At 61.0% G+C, this 22,100-nt stretch carries 19 protein-coding genes; 6 read left to right on the top strand and 13 right to left on the bottom strand.

Going from position 1 to position 22,100, the window contains the following annotated elements; genetic code table 11:
* Window positions 1-79 precede the first annotated feature (79 nt).
* From phoB to H043_RS0101150, 3 genes are all read left to right on the top strand, one after another.
* The gene (gene phoB, locus H043_RS0101165; RefSeq protein WP_003229608.1) at window positions 80-769 is read left to right on the top strand and encodes a phosphate regulon transcriptional regulator PhoB; all 690 of its coding nucleotides are present in this window, start codon (window positions 80-82) and stop codon (window positions 767-769) included.
* 74 nt (window positions 770-843) lie between these two features.
* Window positions 844-2,130 (top strand): phosphate regulon sensor histidine kinase PhoR, encoded by a 1,287-nt coding sequence (phoR, locus tag H043_RS0101160; RefSeq protein WP_256214113.1) that lies wholly within the window; start codon window positions 844-846, stop codon window positions 2,128-2,130.
* A gap of 110 nt (window positions 2,131-2,240) precedes the next feature.
* Window positions 2,241-3,581: a hemolysin family protein gene (locus H043_RS0101150; RefSeq protein ID WP_003229612.1), complete on the top strand. Its 1,341-nt coding sequence runs from the start codon at window positions 2,241-2,243 to the stop codon at window positions 3,579-3,581.
* Between the two features lie 114 nt (window positions 3,582-3,695).
* Here the strand turns inward: H043_RS0101150 and H043_RS0101145 are convergent, their stop codons facing one another.
* The 8 genes from H043_RS0101145 to H043_RS0101110 form a co-directional block, all read right to left on the bottom strand.
* Window positions 3,696-4,592, bottom strand: coding sequence for a M23 family metallopeptidase (locus tag H043_RS0101145; protein WP_027610372.1), 897 nt, complete (start codon window positions 4,590-4,592; stop codon window positions 3,696-3,698).
* A gap of 209 nt (window positions 4,593-4,801) precedes the next feature.
* Window positions 4,802-5,761 (bottom strand): response regulator, encoded by a 960-nt coding sequence (locus tag H043_RS0101140; RefSeq protein ID WP_027610371.1) that lies wholly within the window; start codon window positions 5,759-5,761, stop codon window positions 4,802-4,804.
* 179 nt (window positions 5,762-5,940) lie between these two features.
* Entirely contained in the window at window positions 5,941-6,702 is a 762-nt protein-coding gene (phoU, locus tag H043_RS0101135) for a phosphate signaling complex protein PhoU (RefSeq protein ID WP_003229617.1), read from the bottom strand.
* Between the two features lie 70 nt (window positions 6,703-6,772).
* On the bottom strand, window positions 6,773-7,606 hold the full coding sequence (gene pstB / locus H043_RS0101130) for a phosphate ABC transporter ATP-binding protein PstB (RefSeq protein ID WP_007962289.1): 834 nt from the start codon (window positions 7,604-7,606) through the stop codon (window positions 6,773-6,775).
* 144 nt (window positions 7,607-7,750) lie between these two features.
* Complete coding sequence (gene pstA, locus H043_RS0101125) at window positions 7,751-9,421, bottom strand: phosphate ABC transporter permease PstA (RefSeq protein ID WP_007962288.1); 1,671 nt, start codon at window positions 9,419-9,421, stop codon at window positions 7,751-7,753.
* A gap of 15 nt (window positions 9,422-9,436) precedes the next feature.
* Window positions 9,437-11,470, bottom strand: a complete 2,034-nt coding sequence (locus H043_RS0101120; protein WP_177325598.1) for an ABC transporter permease subunit — start codon at window positions 11,468-11,470, stop codon at window positions 9,437-9,439.
* Window positions 11,471-11,895: 425 nt separating this feature from the next.
* A complete protein-coding gene (locus H043_RS0101115; RefSeq protein WP_011336616.1) occupies window positions 11,896-12,897 on the bottom strand; it encodes a phosphate ABC transporter substrate-binding protein PstS in 1,002 nt (333 codons plus the stop codon).
* Between the two features lie 233 nt (window positions 12,898-13,130).
* Window positions 13,131-14,429: an MFS transporter gene (locus tag H043_RS0101110; RefSeq protein WP_027610369.1), complete on the bottom strand. Its 1,299-nt coding sequence runs from the start codon at window positions 14,427-14,429 to the stop codon at window positions 13,131-13,133.
* 377 nt (window positions 14,430-14,806) lie between these two features.
* On the opposite strand from H043_RS0101110, the gene H043_RS0101105 reads away from it, so the two are divergent.
* Window positions 14,807-15,211, top strand: coding sequence for an acyl-CoA thioesterase (locus H043_RS0101105; protein WP_003229628.1), 405 nt, complete (start codon window positions 14,807-14,809; stop codon window positions 15,209-15,211).
* 58 nt (window positions 15,212-15,269) lie between these two features.
* Window positions 15,270-16,169: a D-hexose-6-phosphate mutarotase gene (locus H043_RS0101100; protein WP_027610368.1), complete on the top strand. Its 900-nt coding sequence runs from the start codon at window positions 15,270-15,272 to the stop codon at window positions 16,167-16,169.
* 151 nt (window positions 16,170-16,320) lie between these two features.
* Here the strand turns inward: H043_RS0101100 and H043_RS0101095 are convergent, their stop codons facing one another.
* From H043_RS0101095 to H043_RS0101075, 5 genes are all read right to left on the bottom strand, one after another.
* On the bottom strand, window positions 16,321-16,857 hold the full coding sequence (locus tag H043_RS0101095; RefSeq protein WP_027610367.1) for a DUF3299 domain-containing protein: 537 nt from the start codon (window positions 16,855-16,857) through the stop codon (window positions 16,321-16,323).
* 102 nt (window positions 16,858-16,959) lie between these two features.
* A complete protein-coding gene (locus H043_RS0101090; protein ID WP_003229635.1) occupies window positions 16,960-17,205 on the bottom strand; it encodes a GlsB/YeaQ/YmgE family stress response membrane protein in 246 nt (81 codons plus the stop codon).
* A gap of 109 nt (window positions 17,206-17,314) precedes the next feature.
* Window positions 17,315-18,397 (bottom strand): 5-(carboxyamino)imidazole ribonucleotide synthase, encoded by a 1,083-nt coding sequence (locus tag H043_RS0101085; RefSeq protein ID WP_027610366.1) that lies wholly within the window; start codon window positions 18,395-18,397, stop codon window positions 17,315-17,317.
* Window positions 18,398-18,407: 10 nt separating this feature from the next.
* Window positions 18,408-18,899: a 5-(carboxyamino)imidazole ribonucleotide mutase gene (gene purE, locus H043_RS0101080; RefSeq protein ID WP_003229641.1), complete on the bottom strand. Its 492-nt coding sequence runs from the start codon at window positions 18,897-18,899 to the stop codon at window positions 18,408-18,410.
* A 331-nt stretch (window positions 18,900-19,230) separates the two neighbouring features.
* Window positions 19,231-20,139, bottom strand: coding sequence for a LysR substrate-binding domain-containing protein (locus H043_RS0101075; RefSeq protein ID WP_027610365.1), 909 nt, complete (start codon window positions 20,137-20,139; stop codon window positions 19,231-19,233).
* 180 nt (window positions 20,140-20,319) lie between these two features.
* Here H043_RS0101075 and aspA point away from each other — a divergent pair, with 180 nt between their 5' ends.
* Complete coding sequence (gene aspA, locus H043_RS0101070; protein WP_027610364.1) at window positions 20,320-21,744, top strand: aspartate ammonia-lyase; 1,425 nt, start codon at window positions 20,320-20,322, stop codon at window positions 21,742-21,744.
* Window positions 21,745-22,100: the final 356 nt, after the last annotated feature.

The raw sequence follows: 22,100 nt of genomic DNA, 5'->3' as shown, positions 1-22,100 counted from the left end.
CTAAAATACTGTCACACGACTGCAATAATTCCGTTATCTAATGCGGCGCAAGACAGTTAAATGACAAGAGGATTAAGGCATGGTTGGCAGGAGCATTCTGATCGTCGACGACGAAGCGCCCATTCGCGAAATGATCGCCGTTGCGTTGGAAATGGCCGGCTATGACTGCCTCGAGGCGGAAAACTCGCAGCAGGCACACGCCATCATCGTTGACCGCAAACCGGACCTGATCCTGCTCGACTGGATGCTGCCCGGCACCTCCGGCATCGAACTGGCCCGCCGCCTCAAGCGTGACGAGCTGACCGGGGACATCCCGATCATCATGCTCACCGCCAAGGGCGAAGAAGACAACAAGATCCAGGGTCTTGAAGTCGGCGCCGACGACTACATCACCAAACCGTTTTCCCCACGCGAACTGGTCGCCCGCCTCAAGGCTGTGCTGCGCCGCGCCGGCCCGACTGATGGCGAAGCGCCAATCGAAGTCGGCGGCCTGCTGCTCGACCCGATCAGCCACCGCGTGACCATCGACGGCCGTCCGGCCGAGATGGGCCCGACCGAATACCGTCTGCTGCAATTTTTCATGACCCACCAGGAACGCGCCTACACGCGCGGGCAGTTGCTGGATCAGGTCTGGGGCGGCAACGTCTATGTTGAAGAGCGCACCGTCGACGTGCACATCCGCCGCCTGCGCAAGGCCCTCGGCGACGCCTACGAAAATCTGGTACAAACCGTGCGCGGCACCGGCTACCGGTTTTCCACCAAGGCCTGATCCGACCGCCAGACTCGCTGACAAGGACCGTATTTTCCGTGAATCAAAACTGGCATGGCACCCTGATTCGCCACATGCTGTTGCTGGTCACAGCGTGTCTGGTGATCGGCCTGATCACCGGCTATTACGGCTGGAGCCTCGCTGCCGGCCTGGGCATTTACTTGGCCTGGACGCTCAAGCAACTGTTGCGTCTGCACGAATGGCTGCGCCTGCACCAACCCGATGAAGCACCGCCCGACGGCTATGGCCTGTGGGGCGAGGTGTTCGACAGCATCTACCACCTGCAACGCCGCGACCAACGGGTGCGCGGGCGCCTGCAAGCGGTGATCGACCGGGTGCAGGAGTCCACCGCCGCGCTCAAAGACGCGGTGATCATGCTCGACAGCGACGGCAACCTGGAATGGTGGAACCGCGCTGCCGAAACCCTGCTCGGCCTCAAGACCCCGCAGGACAGCGGCCAACCGGTGACCAACCTGGTACGGCATCCGCGCTTCAAGGAATACTTCGAGCAGGACAGCTATGCCGAACCGCTGGAAATCCCCTCGCCGACCAATGATCGGGTGCGCATTCAGCTGTACCTGACGCGCTACGGCAACAACGAACACCTGATGCTGGTGCGAGACGTCACGCGCATCCATCAGCTGGAACAGATGCGCAAAGACTTCATCGCCAACGTCTCCCACGAACTGCGCACGCCGCTGACGGTGATCTGCGGCTATCTGGAAACCCTGCTCGACAATGTCGAGGAAGTGAACCCGCGCTGGAGCCGCGCGCTGCAGCAGATGCAACAACAGGGCGGGCGCATGCAGACGCTGCTCAACGACCTGCTGCTGTTAGCGAAACTGGAAGCCACCGATTACCCGTCGGACAACCAGCCAGTGCAGATCGACGCCCTGCTGCAGTCAATCAAGAGCGACGCCCAGCAGTTGTCCGGGCAGAAGAACCAGAAAATCACTCTCGAAGCCGATGCGCGCATCCTGCTCAAGGGCAGCGAGGCGGAACTGCGCAGCGCCTTCTCCAACCTGGTGTTCAACGCGGTGAAATACACCCCGGCCGAAGGCAATATCCGCATTCGCTGGTGGGGTGACGAGCAAGGCGCGCACCTGAGCGTGCAGGATTCCGGGATCGGCATCGACAGCAAGCACCTGCCGCGCCTGACCGAACGCTTCTACCGCGTCGACTCCAGCCGCAACTCCAACACTGGCGGCACCGGGCTGGGCCTGGCGATCGTCAAACACGTGTTGCTGCGCCACCGCGCGCGGATGGAGATCAGCAGCGTGCCCGGTCATGGCAGCACATTCACCTGTCATTTCGCTCCGGCGCAAGTGGCCAGCGCACGGGCGATCAGCACCGCTGAGTAATGTCGCACTAGGCAATCGCCAGGTCAGCCGCTACATTGGCTGACTTGCGCCTGCCTTTCAGGCGCGACTTTTCTCTCTTTTGAATCACACGGAACCCGCAAAACTCCATCATGGACCCTTCCCCTGGCTTGTCCCTCGCTACGATTTTCGCCGATTTCGGCATGATTCTTTTCGCTCTGATCCTGGTTTTGCTCAACGGCTTCTTCGTTGCGGCGGAATTCGCCATGGTCAAACTGCGCTCGACCCGGGTCGAGGCCATCGCCGACAAGAACGGCTGGCGCGGGCATATCCTGCGCACCGTACACAGTCAGCTCGATGCGTACCTCTCGGCGTGTCAGCTCGGTATCACCCTCGCCTCCCTCGGTCTGGGCTGGGTCGGTGAGCCGGCATTCGCGCACATTCTTGAACCGCTGCTGAGCGCGGTCGGCGTGCAGTCGCCGGAAGTGGTCAAAGGCATTTCGTTCTTTACCGCGTTCTTCATCATTTCCTACCTGCACATCGTGGTCGGTGAGCTGGCGCCCAAGTCGTGGGCGATCCGCAAACCGGAGCTGCTGTCGCTGTGGACGGCGGTGCCGCTGTACCTGTTCTACTGGGCGATGTACCCGGCGATCTACCTGCTCAATGCCAGCGCCAACGCAATTCTGCGGATTGCCGGCCAGGGCGAACCCGGCCCGCACCACGAACACCATTACAGCCGCGAAGAACTGAAACTGATCCTGCACTCCAGCCGTGGCCAGGACCCGAGCGACCAAGGCATGCGCGTGCTGGCCTCGGCAGTGGAAATGGGCGAGCTGGAAGTGGTCGACTGGGCCAACTCCCGCGAAGACCTGATCACCCTGGAATTCAACGCGCCGCTGAAAGAAATTCTGGCGATGTTCCGTCGCCACAAGTTCAGCCGGTATCCGGTGTACGACAGCGAACGTCAGGAGTTCGTCGGCCTGCTGCACATCAAGGACCTGCTGCTGGAGCTGGCGGCGCTGGACCACATTCCGGAGTCGTTCAACCTGGCTGAACTGACCCGTCCACTGGAGCGCGTGTCGCGGCACATGCCGCTGTCGCAGCTGCTGGAGCAGTTCCGCAAGGGCGGCTCGCACTTCGCCGTGGTGGAAGAAGCCGACGGCAACATCATCGGCTACCTGACCATGGAAGACGTGCTGGAAGTGCTGGTCGGCGATATCCAGGACGAACACCGCAAGGCGGAGCGCGGGATCCTCGCGTATCAGCCGGGCAAGCTGCTGGTGCGTGGTGATACGCCGCTGTTCAAGGTTGAACGCCTGCTCGGAATCGACCTGGATCACATCGAAGCCGAAACCCTCGCCGGTCTGGTCTACGAGACCCTGAAACGAGTGCCGGAAGAGGAAGAAGTGCTGGAAGTCGAAGGCCTGCGGATCATCATCAAGAAGATGAAAGGGCCGAAGATTGTGCTGGCGAAGGTGTTGATGCTGGATTGATGGGCTGATCGGGCACCGCGCCGATTCCTTCGCGAGCAGGCTCGCTCCCACAGTTGAAATGCATTCCAGGGTGGGAGCGAGCCTGCTCGCGAAGGGGCCAACAGATACAACACATCACTGTTTGCCCAACGCAAAGTTGGGCAACGCCCCCAGTGGCTGGTTGAACTGATACGGAATCGACACCAGCCCCTGCCCGGTATTGCGCTGCACCACAAAGTGCAGGTGCGGGCCGCTGCTGTTGCCGGTATTGCCGGACAGCGCCAGCGGGCTGCCAACCGTCACCCGCTGCCCCTCGCGTACGCTCACCGAACCTTGCTTGAGATGCAGGTACACACCCATCGTGCCGTCGTCGTGCAGCACCCGGACGAAATTGCCGGAGGCATCATTGCCGCGCCCGCTCTGTGAATTTTCGGTTTTCACCACCACCCCGGCCCGTGCGGCAATGATCGGTGTCCCCACCGGCATGGCGATGTCCATCGCATACCGGTTCTTCGGCCCATAGTGGCTGTACTGGCCGTTGGCGCCCTGACTCAGACGGAACGGCCCGCCCCGCCAGGGCAGCGGATAGCGATAGCTCTGCGCAGCACCTGCGGGGTCACCCAGCGAATACTGGAACTGCGGCGAATACACCAGCGGCTGACCCCGGCTGATCGCCGTCAGCAACGCCAACCGCGTATTGCTGCGCGCCGGCAGCACCCGGCGAATCGTCTGCGCCGGAGCGCCACGCACATTGCTCAGGCCGGTAAACGCCAGCGCAATTTCGACCGGCGCATACAGATCGTTGCGCACGAACACCACGTCGCTGCCCTTCTGCTTCTTGATATCGAGGTACACCTGACGTTCGAGGTGCTCGACCATGCGGTCCTGAAACACGAACACCTGCGAGCCTTTGCTCGGCCGGTCGCTGTACGAGACCACGCCGTTGGCATCGGTGGATTTGTAGATGGTCATGGCCACAGTCGAGGTGGAGGCCAGGAAAAGACCACAGAAAAACAGCAGGCGCGCGAGCATGGGCAAAGAGTCTGTCGAAGGAAGGCCTGGAAATGAGCCTAGCAGGTGAAGCAGACCAGGCTAGTCGACAGATGTTTCAAATTGGGCGGTCTGGGAAATCGATGTCGTAAGTGATGGCCCCTTCGCGAGCAGGCTCGCTCCCACCTATGAAATGCATTTCAAGGTGAGAGCGGGCTTGCTCGCGAAGGCGGTGTGTCAGGCGACGAGGATCAAGCGCCCGGAACGAAGTGCTTCTGCGCCGTGCCGCGGGCGATCAGGCGGGAGATGTAATCGAGCTTCTGCGCATCCTGGTCGACGAAACGGAAAGTCAGTTGCAGCCAGTCGCTGTCGGCTTTCTGCTCGTGGGCAACGATGGCGTGCAGGTAGCCGTTGAGGCGGGCGATTTCGGCGTTGTCGCCCTGCTCCAGGTCGAGCACGGCGCTGTCGAGGATCTGCGGCAGGGTGTCAGTGCGTTTCACTACCAGCAGCGCTTCCTTGATGCTCAGGGCCTTGATCACGCATTGCTGGGTGCCACTTGGCAGGCGCAACTGACCCTGGCCACGACCACCGACTGGCGCTTTCGAGGCAGCCGGTGCCTGCACCGGCGGGCTGTTAAGCAAACCGCGCGACGGCGCAGCAGCTGGCGTTGGCGCGACAACCGCTGGCTTGGCGAACGGATTGACCGCAGCAGCGGCCGCCGGCGCAGCACCGACCACGGCAGGCTTGCCGCCGGTCAATGCGCTCAGGGAATCGTTGCCGAACGCCGAGTTCATCTTGGTCGGCGCGCTGTTCATCAGGGTGTCGAGCTTGCCAACCTTGTTCAGCGCCTGCTTGACCTTGGTCAGCAGTTGTTCGTTGGTGAACGGCTTGCTGACGTAGCCGGAAACCCCGGCCTGGATCGCCTGCACCACGTTCTCTTTATCGCCACGGCTGGTGACCATGACGAACGGCATGGTCTTGAGATTGTCCTGCTCGCGGCACCAGGTCAGCAGCTCGAGGCCGGACATTTCCGGCATTTCCCAGTCGCACAGCACCAGGTCAAACGCTTCCCTGGCCAGCATGGCCTGGGCCTTTTTGCCGTTGACGGCGTCCTCGGTGCGGATCCCCGGGAAGTAATTACGCAGGCACTTTTTCACCAGGTCACGAATGAACGAAGCATCGTCCACGACCAACACACTGATCTTGCTCATCCAACACCCCTATAAAAATCCCGGCAAGCATACCGCTTTTACTGATGGCACATTGCCAACAATCTTCAGTCACGCCGGGACTTTTCGTTCGCGGGTGCTGCTTTTTAATTCGATTTCCTGATTCAGGCGCCCTAAAAAAAACGCCCGGCCAAAGGGCCGGGCGCTTTTCTCAGGCAATCTTACTTATCGTCAGCATTGCCCGGAACATTAGCGGTTTCGCCGCTTGTGCCTTCAACTTCTTCTTTCATGCGTTTGAGGCCCAGGTGACGCACGTCGGTGCCGCGCACCAGGTAGATCACCAGTTCCGAGATGTTGCGCGCATGATCGCCGATGCGTTCCAGCGAACGCAGCACCCAGATGATGCTCAGAACCCGCGAGATAGAGCGCGGGTCTTCCATCATGTAGGTCGCCAGCTCGCGCAGGGCGGTCTTGTATTCGCGGTCGATGACCTTGTCGTATTGCGCCACCGACAAGGCCAGATCGGCATCGAAGCGGGCAAACGCGTCCAGCGCATCGCGAACCATGTTGCGCACCTGATCGCCGATGTGACGGACCTCGACGTAACCACGCGGCGCTTCGCCTTCTTCGCACAGCTGAATGGCGCGACGGGCGATCTTGGTCGCTTCGTCGCCGATGCGCTCCAGATCGATCACCGACTTGGAGATGCTGATGATCAGCCGCAGGTCGGACGCCGCCGGCTGACGACGGGCCAGAATGCGCAGGCATTCTTCGTCGATGTTGCGTTCCATCTGATTGATCTGGTCGTCGATCTCGCGCACCTGCTGGGCCAGACCGGAATCGGCCTCGATCAGCGCGGTGACCGCGTCGTTGACCTGCTTCTCGACCAGCCCGCCCATGGCCAGGAGGTGGCTGCGCACTTCCTCAAGCTCGGCGTTGAACTGCGCGGAGATGTGGTGGGTAAGGCCTTCTTTACTAATCATGGTGGCGTCCTTGGAGCGTCCGGTAAGGTGCGGTGGGCCGCAGCGTCAATTCTGTGAATAACCGCAACTGTCAGCCATAACGACCGGTGATGTAGTCTTCGGTCTGTTTCTTCGCCGGATTGGTGAACAGGGTATCGGTGTCGCCGAATTCCACCAGTTTGCCCATGTACATGAACGCCGTGTAGTCGGAAACCCGCGCGGCCTGCTGCATATTGTGGGTGACGATGACGATGGTGAACTTGGACTTCAGCTCGTAGATCAGCTCTTCGACTTTCAGGGTCGAGATCGGATCGAGGGCCGAGCACGGTTCGTCGAGCAGCAACACTTCCGGCTCAACGGCGATGGTGCGCGCGATCACCAGACGCTGCTGCTGACCACCGGACAGGCCGAGTGCCGAGTCGTGCAGACGGTCTTTGACTTCGTCCCACAGTGCCGCGCCTTTCAATGCCCACTCGACCGCTTCGTCGAGAATGCGCTTCTTGTTGATGCCCTGGATGCGCAGCCCGTAGACCACGTTTTCGTAGATGGTTTTGGGGAACGGGTTGGGCTTCTGGAACACCATGCCGACGCGGCGACGCAGCTCGGCAACGTCTTCACCTTTGCGGTAGATGTTGTTGCCGTACAGGTTGATCGCACCTTCGACACGGCAACCGTCAACCAGGTCGTTCATACGATTGAAGGTACGCAGCAGCGTGGACTTGCCGCAGCCGGACGGGCCGATAAACGCGGTCACGCGCTGTTTCGGGATGTTCATGCTGACGTCGAACAGCGCCTGCTTCTCGCCGTAGAACAGGCTCAGGCCCGGGACTTCGATGGCCACGGTTTCCTGCTCGAGGCTCAGGCTCTGCTTGTCGCGACCCAGGGCCGACATGTTGATGCCGTGGGTATGTGTTTCGTGCTGCATGGGAGGCTCCCTGTGCTAACAAATTCGGTTCGGTTTTTGTGGGAGCCAGCCTGCTGGCGATTCAGGCGCTGCGGTTTGTCTATGAAACCGCGGTGATGCCTTCGCGAGCAGGCTCGCTCCCACATAGAAATCAGTGCTGCAAAATCAGCTGTCCAGTGCTTTGTATTTTTCGCGCAGGTGGTTACGAATCCACACCGCCGACAGGTTCAACGTGGCGATCACCAGCACCAGCAGCAGCGCCGTGGCGTACACCAGCGGTCGTGCCGCTTCGACGTTCGGGCTCTGGAAGCCGACGTCGTAGATGTGGAAGCCCAAGTGCATGATCTTCTGGTCCAGGTGCAGGTACGGGTAGTTGCCGTCCACCGGCAGCGACGGCGCCAGTTTCACCACACCCACCAGCATCAGCGGCGCCACTTCACCGGCGGCGCGGGCTACGGCGAGGATCATGCCGGTCATCATTGCCGGGCTGGCCATTGGCAGGACGATCTTCCACAGCGTTTCCGCCTTGGTCGCGCCCAGCGCCAGCGAGCCTTCACGGACGGTGCGCGGGATACGCGCCAGACCTTCCTCGGTCGCCACGATCACCACCGGCACCGCCAGCAGCGCCAGGGTCAGCGAGGCCCAGAGCAGACCCGGAGTACCGAACGTCGGCGCCGGCAGTGCTTCGGGGAAGAACAATCGGTCGACCGAACCACCCAGCACGTAAACGAAGAAGCCCAGACCGAACACGCCGTAGACGATCGCCGGAACGCCGGCGAGGTTGTTCACGGCGATGCGGATGATCCGGGTCAGGGCGTTCTGCTTGGCGTACTCACGCAGGTAGACCGCCGCCAGCACGCCGAACGGGGTGACGATCATCGCCATGATCAAAGTCATCATCACCGTGCCGAAAATCGCCGGGAAGATCCCGCCTTCGGTGTTCGCTTCACGCGGGTCGTCGGAAAGGAATTCCCAGACCTTGCTGAAGTAGAAACCGATCTTGGTCATCGTGCCCATGGCATTCGGCTGATAGGCGTGAACCACTTTGCCCAAGCTGATTTCGATCTCTTTGCCGTTGGCATCGCGTGCAGTCAGCGCGTCGCGGTTGAACTGCGCATGCAGATCGCTCAGACGCGCTTCGATGTCCTGATAACGGGCATTGAGTTCGGCACGCTCGGCGTCCATGTCCGCTTGCGCGGTGGCGTCGAGCTTGCCGTCGAGTTCCAGTTTGCGCCCGTGCAGACGGATGCGCTCGAGCCCTGCGTTGATCGCACCGATGTCGGTCTTTTCCAGCGACTTGAGTTGTGCAGCAAGGCCGTTCACACGGTTGATCCGCGCTTGCAGCTCAGGCCAGGCCGCTTCGCCTTCGGCGATCACCTTGCCGTCCTGTTTGACGTTGACCAGGTAGCCGTAGAAGTTGCCCCACTCGCGACGCTCGATCGCCATCAGTTCCGGCGGCGTGGTCTGCTTGGTCAGCCACTCGCCGACCACCCAGGTGAAGTCGTTGCCGTTCAGGTCACGGTTGCCGACCTTGATCAGCTCGCGGGTCATGAATTCCGGGCCCTGATCAGGCACCGGCAGGCCGGCGCTCTTCAGGCGTGCGCGCGGCACTTCTTCTTTCTGTACCACTTCGCCAATGACCAGGTGATTGGCCTGGCCCGGTACGTCGTAGCTGGCGTGGATCAGGTCCGCCGGCCAGAAGTGACCCAGACCGCGCACGGCAATCACCGCCAGCAGGCCAATGGTCATGATGACCGCGATGGACACCGCGCCACCGCTGATCCAGACGCCCGGGGCGCCGCTCTTGAACCATCCATTCAGGGAGTTCTGTTTCACAGACTTCTACCTTTCTTAAAGCGACGAGTATTTCTTGCGCAGACGCTGACGAATCAGTTCTGCCAGGGTGTTCATGACGAAGGTAAACAACAGCAGCACCAGCGCCGAGAGGAACAGCACGCGGTAGTGGCTGCCGCCGACTTCCGACTCGGGCATTTCCACCGCGACGTTGGCGGCCAGGGTGCGCAGGCCTTCGAACAGGTTCATTTCCATGACCGGGGTATTACCCGTGGCCATCAGCACGATCATGGTTTCGCCGACCGCACGGCCCATGCCGATCATCAGTGCGGAGAAGATGCCCGGGCTGGCGGTGAGGATCACCACGCGGGTCATGGTCTGCCACGGCGTGGCACCAAGTGCCAGGGAGCCGAGGGTCAAGCCACGCGGCACGCTGAACACGGCATCTTCGGCAATCGAGTAGATGTTCGGGATCACCGCAAAACCCATCGCCAGACCGACTACCAGAGCGTTGCGCTGGTCGTAGGTGATGCCCAGGTCGTGGGAGATCCACATGCGCATGTCACCGCCGAAGAACCAGTTCTCCATGTACGGACTCATGTACAGCGACAGCCAACCGACAAACAGGATCACCGGAATCAGCAGCGCACTTTCCCAGCCATCCGGGACTTTCAGGCGGATCGACTCAGGCAGACGACTGAAGGTGAAGCCGGCGACCAGAATGCCGATCGGCAACAGCATCAGCAGGCTGAAGATGCCCGGCAGATGTCCTTCCACATACGGGGCGAGAAACAGACCGGCGAAGAACCCGAGGATCACCGTCGGCATCGCCTCCATCAGCTCGATCACCGGTTTGACCTTGCGGCGCATGCCCGGGGCCATGAAGTACGCGGTGTAGATCGCGGCGGCAACCGCCAGCGGCGCGGCCAGCAGCATGGCGTAGAACGCTGCCTTCAGGGTGCCGAAGGTCAGTGGCGACAGGCTCAGTTTCGGTTCGAAATCGGTGTTGGCGGCGGTCGATTGCCAGACGTACTTAGGTTCGTCGTAGTTCTCGTACCAGACCTTGCTCCACAACGCGCTCCACGACACTTCCGGGTGCGGGTTGTCGAGCAGCAGCGGTTGCAGCTTGCCGCCGGCCTCGACGATCACCCGGTTGGCGCGCGGCGACAGACCGAACAGGCCCTGGCCTTCGGCTACCGGCTCGACCAACAGGGTGCGGTGCGCGGTGCTGTGGAACACGCCGAGCTTGCCGCTGGCATCGAGGGCCACGAAACCCTTGCGACGCTCTTCGGCGGTGATTTCAACGATCGGCGTGGTGCCCATCTGGAAGGTACGGATCTGCTTCAGGCGCAGCTCGCCATCGGTATCGCGAGCCATGAACCACTGGGCCAGACCACCCTTGGAATCACCGATGATCAGCGAGATGCCGCCCACCAGTTGCGTGCTCGCGGTGACTTCGGCGTCAGCGTTTTCCAGCAGTTTATAGCGACCGTTGAGGCTCTTGTCGCGCAGGCTGAACACGTCGGCCTGGGCACGCCCGTTGACCACGTACAGCCATTGCTGGCGCGGGTCGACGAAGATGTTCTTCACCGGCTCGGTCATCTGCGGCAGCTCGATACGCTTCTGCTCGTTGGTGACTTCGCCGGTCATCATGTTTTCTTCGCTGGTCAGCGCCAGCACATTGAGCTGCGAACCGGTAGAACCGACCAGCATCAGCGTCGAATCGGTGGCGTTGAGGCTGACGTGCTCCAGTGCCCCGCCGCCCTCGTTCACCGCGATCAGCGCTTCGCCATACGGGTATTCGATGGCCGGAGTGATGGTTTTCTTGCCATCGGGGTAGCTGACTTTATAGGTGTGACGGAACACCAGCGCCTGGCCGTTGGACAGACCCACGGCGACCAGCGGATGACCTGGCTGGTCTTCGCCAATGGAAGTTACGCTGGCGCCGGCAGGCACCGGCAGATCGACGCGCTTCAATTCAGCGCCACTGTCGATGTCGAAGAACAGCGCCTGGCCCTTGTCGGAAACGCGCATCGCCACCTGATTCTGCTCTTCGAGCGAAATCATCAGCGGCTTGCCGGCGTCCTGCATCCAGGCTGGGGTAATGGCCTCTTTCGCGGTCAGGCTGGCACCCTGGAACAACGGTGCAACGACGTAGGCGAGGAAGAAGAAGATCAGGGTGATGGCTGCCAGCACCGCCAGACCGCCAACGAGGACGTACCAACGGGTGAAGCGATCCTTGAGCGCGCGAATGCGGCGCTTGCGTTGCAGCTCAGGCGTATTGAAATCAATGCGCTTGGGAGGGGAAGTCGTAGTCATTGGGGAATTGGCCAGATCATTCATGCGCTCACCCTAGCGATCCTGTATGACAGAAAGATGACAGTGCAGTGACGCAGCAAATCCACCGCCAGCGGGACTGGCAGAGGATCGAAAATTTGAGGTGTGTAAAAGGCCGGTCTGCGGGCAGAGCCGGCCTTTTACCTGAGTCCGGTGGGGTTCACCTCGGACTCAGTTTGTTACTTTTTTGCGACTTCAGCGCCGCCTTCCTGCAGACCCAGGTCAGCCAGTGCTTTTGCAGCAACCTTGGCCGGCAGTGGGATGTAGCCGTCTTTCACCACAACTTCCTGGCCCTGTTTGGACAGAACCAGTTTCACGAACTCGGCTTCCAGCGGGGCCAGAGGCTTGTTCGGGGCCTTGTTCACGTAAACGTAGAGGAAGCGCGACAGCGGGTACTTGCCGTTCAGGGCGTTTTCTTCGGTGTCTTCGATGAAGTCAGTGCTGCCTTTCTTCGACAGAGCAACGGTCTTCACGCTGGCAGTCTTGTAGCCGATGCCCGAGTAACCGATGCCGTTCAGCGAGGAGCTGATCGACTGCACGACCGACGCCGAACCTGGTTGCTCGTTGACGTTAGGCTTGTAGTCGCCTTTGCACAGGGCTTCTTCCTTGAAGTAGCCGTAGGTGCCGGATACCGAGTTACGACCGAACAGTTGCACTGGCTTGTTGGCCAGGTCGCCGGTCACGCCCAGGTCGCCCCAGGTTTTCACGTCGGCTTTGGCGCCGCACAGACGGGTGGACGAGAAGATCGCGTCAACCTGTTCCATGGTCAGGTGCTGGATCGGGTTGTCCTTGTGCACGAACACCGCCAGGGCGTCCACGGCCACCGGGATAGCGGTTGGCTTGTAGCCGTATTTCTGTTCGAAGGCCGCCAGCTCGGTGTCCTTCATCTTGCGGCTCATCGGGCCCAGGTTGGAGGTGCCTTCAGTCAGCGCAGGTGGCGCGGTGGCGGAGCCAGCGGCCTGAATCTGGATGTTTACGTTCGGGTATTCTTTCTTGTAGTTCTCAGCCCACAGGGTCATGAGGTTAGCCAGGGTATCGGAGCCGACGCTGGACAGGTTGCCCGACACACCAGTGGTTTTGGTGTAGCTCGGGATAGCAGGGTCAACAGCGGCAACCGCGTTGGCAGTCGCAACGCCAGCAGCGACAAAAGTCATTGCCGCCATCAAACGCTTCAGTTTCATGCCTTACTCCTAGCAGATAGGGTGTGTTAAGTCGGGGCCAAGTATCAGCAGGCCGTGTGAACACTCTATGGCTGAAATATGACAATTGGATGAAAGGCCAGCATCGGAGTTTTTACTGGATGATTCGAGTCGTCCCCATTCGCGAGCAGGCTCGCTTCCACAATTGAAATGCATTCCAATGTGGGAGCGAGCCTGCTCGCGAAGGAGCCGGTACTGCTGGAGGAAATTCCGGATCAGCGCCCCTTTTTCCAGAGCCACGCCCCCACCAGAATCCCCATCGCGCACAGCACCGCCACATAGTAGGCCGGGCCCATCGCACTCTCTTTAAGCAGCAGGCTGACCACCATCGGCGTCAGGCCACCGAAGATCGCATACGCCACGTTGTACGAGAACGACAATCCGCTGAAGCGCACCACCGGCGGGAATGCCTTGACCATCACGTATGGCACCGCACCGATGGTGCCAACCAGCAGACCGGTCAACGCATACAGCGGGAACAGCCAGTTCGGGTGATCGGCGAGGCTGTGATAGAAGGTCCAGGAGCTGATCAGCAAGCCCAGGGAACCGAAGACAAACACCCGGCCGGCGCCAAACCGATCCGCCAGGGCACCGGAGATGATGCAACCGACGCTGAGGAACACGATCGCCAGGCTGTTGGATTGCAGCGCCACTGTCGCTGAGAAGTGATAGACCGTCTGCAGCACGGTCGGGGTCATCAGGATCACCACGACAATCCCGGCGGACAGCAGCCAGGTCAGCAGCATCGAGACCGCAATCGCCCCGCGATGGTCACGCAGCACCGCACGCAGCGGTACTTCTTCGGCCAGCGCCTTGCGCAGTTGTAGCTCAGCGAACACCGGAGTTTCGTGCAGCCAGCGGCGCAGATAGACCGAGAACAGGCCGAATACGCCGCCGAGCAGGAACGGAATCCGCCAGGCGTAATCCGCGACTTCCCCAGGTGTATAGATGCTGTTGATTGCCGTGGCGACCAGGGAGCCGAGCAAGATGCCGGCGGTCAAACCGCTGGTCAGCGTCCCGCAGGCGTAGCCGATGTGCTTTTGCGGCACGTGTTCGGAAACGAAGACCCACGCCCCCGGCACTTCCCCGCCAATCGCCGCGCCCTGGATCACTCGCATCAGCAACAGCAGGATCGGCGCCCACATACCGATCTGCGCGTAGGTCGGCAGCAGGCCCATGATCAGGGTCGGCACGGCCATCATGAAAATGCTCAGGGTGAACATCTTCTTGCGCCCCAGCAGGTCGCCGAAGTGCGCCATGACGATGCCGCCCAGCGGCCGCGCAAGGTAACCGGCGGCGAAAATGCCGAAGGTCTGCATCAGGCGCAGCCACTCGGGCATGTCGGCCGGGAAGAACAGCTTGCCGACCACGGTGGCGAAGAACACGAAGATGATGAAATCGTAAAACTCCAGCGCACCGCCCAGGGCCGATAGCGACAGAGTCTTGTAGTCATTGCGGGTCAGGGGGCGTGCAGGTTGCTCGGGCTGCGCGAGGCTCGAAGGCGCTGTGGTCATGGCAAGGGCTTCTCTTATAGGCGGATCTACCGCCACAACAACGCTGGCTGTGGCTTGGGCAGGTTCGGCACCATAGCAAATTGTTCGAAAAAGCACATAGAGGCGCGTATTTGCCGGTCAAAATCAGAACCCGATGGTCGTCGCGGAGTCTACCGACCGATATACTCGCAACCTTGCTCCGGTTTGTAGGGGGTTGCTGTGCGAAAACGTCGTTGGCCCGGCCTTTGAACGGGATCAGCCGGTTTCGCAGAGTTTCCCCTTTAGACGCCTATGGAAAACGTGACGAACGCAGTATGTTCGGTGCTGAATCGTTTTTCCTGAAGACGGCTACCACCAGCAATACCAACGAAGAGTCACGGGTCAGAGGCACCCCCGGCATGATAGAGCTCGAACAAGAAGATCCGATCCCGCAAGGCGACCTGGCCTTGCAAATTACCGCACTCCCGCGCGAAACCAACGGCTTTGGCGATATTTTCGGCGGCTGGCTGGTGGCGCAGATGGATCTGGCGGGTACCGCAATGGCCAGCCGCGTGGCCGGTGGTCGCGTAGCCACTGTCGCCATCGACCGCATGGCCTTCCTGGTGCCGGTCGCGGTGGGCGCGCAATTGTCCTTTTATACCCAGACCCTGGAAATCGGCCGCAGCTCGATCCAGATGATGGTCGAAGTGTGGAGCGACGATCCGCTGTCCAGCGAGTGGCGTAAAGTGACCGAGGCGGTATTCGTCTTCGTCGCCATCGACGGCAGCGGTCGCACCCGCTCGGTGCCACCACGCGCGCGTTAAACATCGCCGCGGTTTTGCGGTCGATAGTCGTCCCAAGTGTCTGATCGAGAGTTGCCCCATGAACACGCCCAACGTTGAAGCGGTGAAACTGGATGAACTGAACTGCTGGCGCATCCGCCACGGTCAGGCCGAAGTGCTGGTGGCCCAGCAAGGCGCGCACATCCTCAGTTATCAAATCGACGGCCAGCCGCCGATCATCTGGCTCAACGACAAGGCTGTGTTCAAGACCGGCAAGAGCATCCGCGCCGGTGTGCCGGTGTGCTGGCCTTGGTTCGGCAAGTTCGAACGCAACCCGCAGAGCGTGCAGGCAATGTACACCGGTGAGCAACCGGCACCCGCGCACGGTCTGGTGCGGGCGATGGATTGGGAGCTTGGCGGCATCGAATCAGAGGCTGACGGCGTCAAGGTCGAATTCAAGCTGCCCTACCCCGAAGGTGGCCTGCCGGGCTGGCCACATCAGGTCGATCTGACCCTGACCCTGCATCTGAATGATCAGTTGCACATCAGCCTGACCAGCCATAATCGGGGTGTCGAAACCGTCAGCATCAGCCAGGCGCTGCACACTTATTTCGCAGTCAGTGATGTGCGCAACGTGCACGTCGACGGTGTGGCCGGTCTGGATTACATCGAGACGCTGGATGAGTGGAAAACCCACAGCCAGCAAGGTGACCTGCATTTCGCTGGCGAAACCGACCGCATCTACCTCGACGCGCCAGCGCAACTGAGCATCGTCGATCCGACCTGGGAACGACGCATCGTACTGAGCGCCAGCGGCTCACGCACGGCAGTGATCTGGAACCCGTGGATCGACCGCGCGGCAGCGCTGACCGACATGGACAACGATGGCTGGCAGCGCATGCTGTGCATCGAGACGGCGAATGTGATGGATGATGTGGTGAATCTGGTCTCGGGTGCGAGCCATACGATGGGTGTCAGCATCGGCAGTAAACCGTTCTAACCAACACCGCAATATCAATGTGGGTGAAAGCCTTTGTGGTGAGGGGATTTATCCCCGATGGCCTGCGGAGCAGGCCCCTGCCCTTGATTCAAAGCGGGGGTCGCTTCGCAACCCATCGGGGATAAATCCCCTCGCTACAATTGTTCAGATGTTAGAGATCAGACTCCTGCACCACCCGCACTTTGTCAGCTTCCAGCGCATACGCCGCATCGGCCAGGTCATTGCTGACTTTCTCGATCTTCAGCGTGCCGGTTACCCACAGCGGCGTGTAGATATCGTCCAGCTTCAAACCTTTGGGATAACGCACCAGCACCAGTTGATTCGGTGGTGGCGGTGGCACGTGGATGCAGGCGCCAGGGTACGGCACCAGGAAGAACAGCGTGCTGCGGCCCTTGGCGTCGGATTCCAGCGGCACCGGGTAACCCCCGATGCGAATGTGCTTGTCGTTCATCGACGCCACGGTCTTGGTCGAATACATCACCGCCGGCAGGCCTTTAGCCTGTTTCATCCCGCCCTTCTCGGTGAAGGTGCCGGTGGCTTCCGGGGAGTTGTGGTCGATTTCGGGCATGGCCTCGAGGGCTTTCTGGTCCGACTTGGGCATCAGTTCCAGCCAGTCGGTTTCCGGCAGTTCGCCGGCGTGGGCCAGACCGCTGCCCAGCAAAAGGAGAGTCAACAGAAGACGGCGCATGGAGGTGCTCGGTTAAAAATGCTCGGATAGAGGAAGGACGTTGAATCGCCGAGCATTCTAGCCCTCCCTGCCGCGTTGGCAGAGAGGACTTGGTCGCTTGGATCAGTTCTTTTTGATCAGGCCGTAGATCACCAGCAGCACGATCGCGCCGACCAGTGCACCGATGAAGCCTGCGCCCTGACCTGCCTGATAGATACCCAGGGCCTGGCCGCCGTAAGTGGCCGCCAGCGAACCGCCGATACCGAGCAGGATGGTCATGATCCAGCCCATGCTGTCATCGCCCGGTTTGAGGAAGCGTGCCAGCAGGCCGACGATCAAGCCGATAAAGATGGTTCCGATAATTCCCATGGCATTTCCCTCTGATTTGGTAGATATGCCAAAGCCTAGTCAGACTTTGGCATCCTGCCATGAGAGAACGGCGGCTCCCGAAGGTTCCGCCGTTGCCACATGAAACTGTTTACTCGGCGATAAGCGCTTCGACCTTGACGATCTGTGCTTGCAGCGTGGCCATGTCGGCGCAGCGCAGGTTGGCGTGACCGACCTTGCGCCCGGCCTTGAAGGCTTTGCCGTAGTGGTGCAGATGGCAATCTTCGATGGCGATCACTTTCTCAACCGGCGGAACCACGCCGATGAAGTTGAGCATCGCGCTCTCGCCGACCTTGGCGGTCGAACCCAGCGGCAGGCCGGCCACGGCACGCAGGTGGTTTTCGAACTGGCTGCACTCGGCGCCTTCGGTGGTCCAGTGCCCGGAGTTGTGCACGCGCGGGGCGATCTCGTTAGCCTTGAGGCCACCGTCGACTTCAAAGAACTCGAACGCCATCACGCCGACGTAATCCAGCTGCTTGAGCACACGGCTCGAGTAGTCTTCGGCCAACGCCTGCAGCGGGTGATCGGTGCTGGCCACCGACAGCTTGAGGATGCCGCTGTCGTGGGTGTTGTGTACCAGCGGATAGAACTTGGTTTCACCATCACGGGCACGCACGGCGATCAGCGAAACTTCGCCGGTGAACGGCACGAAGCCTTCCAGCAGGCAGGCAACGCTGCCCAGCTCGGCGAATGTACCGACCACGTCTTCCGGCTTGCGCAGGACTTTCTGACCCTTGCCGTCGTAACCCAGGGTGCGGGTTTTCAGCACGGCCGGCAGACCGATCGAAGCCACGGCGGCGTCCAGGTCGGCTTGCGATTGAATGTCGGCGAAGGCCGGGGTCGGGATGCCCAGTTCCTTGAACATGCTCTTCTCGAACCAGCGGTCGCGAGCGATGCGCAGGGCTTCGGCGCTCGGATAGACCGGGACGAATTGCGAGAGGAACGCCACGGTTTCGGCCGGGACGCTTTCGAACTCGAACGTCACCAGGTCGACTTCATCCGCCAGTTGGCGCAGGTGATCCTGATCGCCATAATCGGCCCGCAGGTGTTCGCCCAGTGCTGCGGCGCAAGCGTCCGGCGCCGGGTCGAGGAAAGCGAAGTTCATGCCCAGCGGAGTGCCCGCCAGCGCCAACATGCGGCCCAACTGGCCGCCACCGATTACACCGATCTTCATCTCAACAACCTCAGGCAATACGTGGGTCTGGATTGTCCAGGACGCTGTCTGTCTGCTCGGCACGGAAGGTCTTCAGTACCGCGTGGAACTGTGGATGCTTGGCGCCAAGAATGCTCGCCGAGAGCAGCGCGGCGTTGATCGCGCCGGCCTTGCCGATAGCCAGGGTGGCAACCGGAATGCCCGCCGGCATCTGCACGATCGACAGCAGCGAATCGACACCCGAGAGCATCGACGACTGCACCGGAACGCCCAGTACCGGCAGGTGAGTCTTGGCCGCACACATGCCTGGCAGGTGGGCTGCGCCACCGGCACCGGCGATGATCACCTCGATGCCGCGGCCCTCAGCCTCTTCGGCGTACTGGAACAGCAGATCCGGGGTGCGGTGGGCGGAAACCACCTTGACCTCGTACGGGATGCCGAGCTTTTCCAGCATATCGGCGGTGTGGCTAAGGGTGGACCAATCGGACTTGGAGCCCATGATCACGCCAACCAGTGCACTCATCGTCGCGCCTCTTCTCTCTGGGCGCCCGCAGGCGCGTCAAAAACAACAAGCCACGCAGGATTGCGTGGCTTGATTGTACGAAAAATGGCCGGACGTACCGGCCGAAGGCCGCGCAGTATACCGCAAAGAAAGCAATAAACAGCCCCCGAAACGACCATCTGTCAAATCAGCGAAAGGCCCGGTTTTATTGACTTGAAGGTCAGCGACAGAACACCGCAAATCCCCCCTGTGGGAGCGGGCTTGCTCGCGAAGGCGTCAGGTCAGATACATGAATCTCGACTGACACCGTATTCGCGAGCAAGCCCGCTCCCACAATTGGATCTGCGATGGCTCAGGAAGCCTGTGCAGCGCCGCCTTCAAGCTTGCGCCACAGCAACCGCACGTTGGCCTTGCGCACCAGCGCGCAGCGATACAGGCGAATCTCCAGCGGTACATGCCATTGCGGGCCGCCGCAGACCACCAGTTCGCCACGGGCCAGTTCGGCACGCACGCTCAGTTGCGGCACCCAGGCGATGCCGAGCCCCTCCAGGGCCATGCTCTTGAGGCTGTCGGCCATGGCGGTTTCATAGATGGTGGTGAAACGCAGCTGGCGCTGGCGCAATAATCCATTCACCGAACGCCCGAGAAACGCCCCGGCGCTGTACGCCAGCAGCGGTACGCTGGCGTCGCCTTCCAGATCGAACAGCGGTTTGCCATCGGCATCGGCTGCGCACACCGGCAGCATTTCAGTCTGGCCCAAGTGCAACGACGGGAAAATTTCCGGGTCCATCTGCATCGCCGCGTCCGGGTCGTAGAACGCCAGCATCAGGTCGCAGCCGCCTTCGCGCAGCGCATGCACCGCGTCGCCGACGTTGGTTGCCACCAATCGCGTGGCGATGTTCAGCCCTTCGTTGCGCAGTTGTGCGATCCAGCGTGGAAAGAAACCCAGCGCCAGCGAGTGCGCCGCCGCGACCTGGATCACTTCGCCCTGCCCGCCTTCCAGGTGATGCAGATGGCGCAGCACTTCGCCGAGCTGTTCGACCACGGTGCGCGCGGTCACCAGAAACAGCTGCCCCGCTGCCGTCAGCTCGATCGGCGTGCGCGAACGGTTGACCAGCGTCAGCCCAAGCGCAGCTTCCAGGCTGCGGATCCGCCGACTGAACGCCGGCTGGGTCACGAAGCGCCGTTCGGCCGCCTGCGAGAAGCTGCGGGTGGCGGCCAGGGCACTGAAGTCCTCGAGCCATTTGCTTTCCAGATTCATCACGTCCTCCCGGACACGCACCAAAACAGGTCACACGTCTGCCGCGCAGGCGGCGTCACATAGGCATTATGCCGAATGTGCATAGGCCAGTGTTTAACAGCATTGGCCCAAAAAATCCCACAAGCCTAGCATTCGCAGCGTTCCGGCACAGACCGGGTCCATATCGAGATGATTTCTATCATGTCCTCCGCTGCATCTTTCCGCACAGAAAACGACCTGCTTGGCGCCCTCGAAGTACCGGCTCAAGCGTATTACGGCATCCAGACCCTGCGAGCGGTGAACAACTTCCGTCTCTCCGGCGTTCCGATTTCGCATTACCCGAAACTGGTTGTCGGTCTGGCGATGGTCAAACAGGCCGCCGCTGACGCCAACCGTGAGTTGGGTCATCTGAGCGAAGCCAAGCACGCTGCCATCAGCGAAGCCTGTGCCCGATTGATCCGCGGTGATTTTCACGAAGAATTCGTGGTCGACATGATTCAAGGTGGCGCCGGTACTTCCACCAACATGAACGCCAACGAAGTGATCGCCAACATTGCGCTCGAAGCAATGGGTCACCAGAAAGGCGAGTACCAGTACCTGCACCCGAACGACGACGTCAACATGGCGCAGTCGACCAACGACGCCTACCCGACCGCGATCCGCCTGGGTCTGCTGCTGGGTCACGACGCGCTGCTGGCCAGCCTCGACAGCCTGATTCAGGCCTTCGCGGCCAAGGGCAAAGAATTCGATCACGTCCTGAAAATGGGCCGTACCCAGCTGCAAGACGCCGTGCCGATGACTTTGGGTCAAGAATTCCGTGCTTTCGCCACCACCATGGGCGAAGACCTGGCCCGTCTGAAGACGCTGGCCCCGGAACTGCTGACTGAAGTGAACCTGGGCGGCACCGCGATCGGCACCGGCATCAACGCCGACCCGCGCTATCAAGCGCTGGCCGTTCAGCGTCTGGCGCTGATCAGCGGTCAACCGCTGGTGCCGGCCGCCGACCTGATCGAAGCCACCTCCGACATGGGCGCCTTCGTGCTGTTCTCCGGCATGCTCAAGCGCACCGCGGTCAAGCTGTCGAAGATCTGCAACGACCTGCGCCTGCTGTCCAGCGGCCCACGCACCGGCATCAACGAGATCAACCTGCCGGCGCGTCAGCCAGGCAGCTCGATCATGCCCGGCAAGGTCAACCCGGTGATTCCGGAAGCCGTTAACCAGGTGGCCTTCCAGGTCATCGGTAACGATCTGGCGCTGACCATGGCAGCCGAAGGCGGCCAACTGCAACTGAACGTGATGGAGCCGCTGATCGCGTTCAAGATCCTCGACTCGATCCGTCTGCTGCAACGCGCCATGGACATGCTGCGCGAGCACTGCATCGTCGGCATCACCGCCAACGAAGCCCGCTGCCGCGAACTGGTCGAGCACTCGATCGGTCTGGTCACCGCACTGAACCCGTACATCGGCTACAAAAACGCCACCCGCATCGCCCGTATCGCCCTTGAAAGCGGCCGCGGCGTGCTGGAACTGGTGCGCGAAGAAGGTCTGCTCGACGAAGCCATGCTCGCCGACATCCTGCGCCCGGAAAACATGATTGCCCCGCGTCTGGTTCCGCTCAAAGCCTGAGCCGACGCGTTATTTGTAGCACCGCTCACCAGGTCGAGGGACTAGACACCTCTCACCTTTTGAGGGCTTGGGGATTTGTCCCCAAGCCCTTTTTTTTAACTTTCTGATCCTGAGACCCGTATGTCTGGGGACTGAACAATGTAGAGGTGAGTCATTGTGATGAGGGGGGATAAATCCCCTCACCACAGGGTTTGCATCAACAGAAGAGCAGTTCCCGCACAAGCCCGGCGCCGGTAACGCCGGGTGTTTCAACGCTTCGTTTCGTCGCTTGCACCACGAGCGTGCAGACGGGCGCCGCACTGATCGGTATAGTGCCGCCCCTCTTCGCGTGAGCGGTCGTCGGTAACGAGGCCATA

This window comes from Pseudomonas sp. URIL14HWK12:I6, assembly GCF_000514195.1.
GTDB classification, from domain to species: domain Bacteria; phylum Pseudomonadota; class Gammaproteobacteria; order Pseudomonadales; family Pseudomonadaceae; genus Aquipseudomonas; species Aquipseudomonas putida_A.
The sequence above is the reverse complement of the archived record's forward strand: the minus strand, read 5'-3'. Positions and strand labels throughout refer to the sequence as shown.

What these genes read in the sequence shown, in the direction of transcription:
- phoB (WP_003229608.1), top strand. Translation starts at nt 80, where the DNA reads ATGGTTGGCAGGAGCATTCTGATCGTCGACGACGAAGCGCCCATTCGC.
- phoR (WP_256214113.1), top strand. Translation starts at nt 844, where the DNA reads ATGCTGTTGCTGGTCACAGCGTGTCTGGTGATCGGCCTGATCACCGGC.
- H043_RS0101150 (WP_003229612.1), top strand. Translation starts at nt 2,241, where the DNA reads ATGGACCCTTCCCCTGGCTTGTCCCTCGCTACGATTTTCGCCGATTTC.
- H043_RS0101145 (WP_027610372.1), bottom strand. Translation starts at nt 4,592, where the DNA reads ATGCTCGCGCGCCTGCTGTTTTTCTGTGGTCTTTTCCTGGCCTCCACC.
- H043_RS0101140 (WP_027610371.1), bottom strand. Translation starts at nt 5,761, where the DNA reads ATGAGCAAGATCAGTGTGTTGGTCGTGGACGATGCTTCGTTCATTCGT.
- phoU (WP_003229617.1), bottom strand. Translation starts at nt 6,702, where the DNA reads ATGATTAGTAAAGAAGGCCTTACCCACCACATCTCCGCGCAGTTCAAC.
- pstB (WP_007962289.1), bottom strand. Translation starts at nt 7,606, where the DNA reads ATGCAGCACGAAACACATACCCACGGCATCAACATGTCGGCCCTGGGT.
- H043_RS0101120 (WP_177325598.1), bottom strand. Translation starts at nt 11,470, where the DNA reads ATGCAGGACGCCGGCAAGCCGCTGATGATTTCGCTCGAAGAGCAGAAT.
- H043_RS0101115 (WP_011336616.1), bottom strand. Translation starts at nt 12,897, where the DNA reads ATGAAACTGAAGCGTTTGATGGCGGCAATGACTTTTGTCGCTGCTGGC.
- H043_RS0101110 (WP_027610369.1), bottom strand. Translation starts at nt 14,429, where the DNA reads ATGACCACAGCGCCTTCGAGCCTCGCGCAGCCCGAGCAACCTGCACGC.
- H043_RS0101105 (WP_003229628.1), top strand. Translation starts at nt 14,807, where the DNA reads ATGATAGAGCTCGAACAAGAAGATCCGATCCCGCAAGGCGACCTGGCC.
- H043_RS0101100 (WP_027610368.1), top strand. Translation starts at nt 15,270, where the DNA reads ATGAACACGCCCAACGTTGAAGCGGTGAAACTGGATGAACTGAACTGC.
- H043_RS0101095 (WP_027610367.1), bottom strand. Translation starts at nt 16,857, where the DNA reads ATGCGCCGTCTTCTGTTGACTCTCCTTTTGCTGGGCAGCGGTCTGGCC.
- H043_RS0101090 (WP_003229635.1), bottom strand. Translation starts at nt 17,205, where the DNA reads ATGGGAATTATCGGAACCATCTTTATCGGCTTGATCGTCGGCCTGCTG.
- H043_RS0101085 (WP_027610366.1), bottom strand. Translation starts at nt 18,397, where the DNA reads ATGAAGATCGGTGTAATCGGTGGCGGCCAGTTGGGCCGCATGTTGGCG.
- purE (WP_003229641.1), bottom strand. Translation starts at nt 18,899, where the DNA reads ATGAGTGCACTGGTTGGCGTGATCATGGGCTCCAAGTCCGATTGGTCC.
- H043_RS0101075 (WP_027610365.1), bottom strand. Translation starts at nt 20,139, where the DNA reads ATGAATCTGGAAAGCAAATGGCTCGAGGACTTCAGTGCCCTGGCCGCC.
- aspA (WP_027610364.1), top strand. Translation starts at nt 20,320, where the DNA reads ATGTCCTCCGCTGCATCTTTCCGCACAGAAAACGACCTGCTTGGCGCC.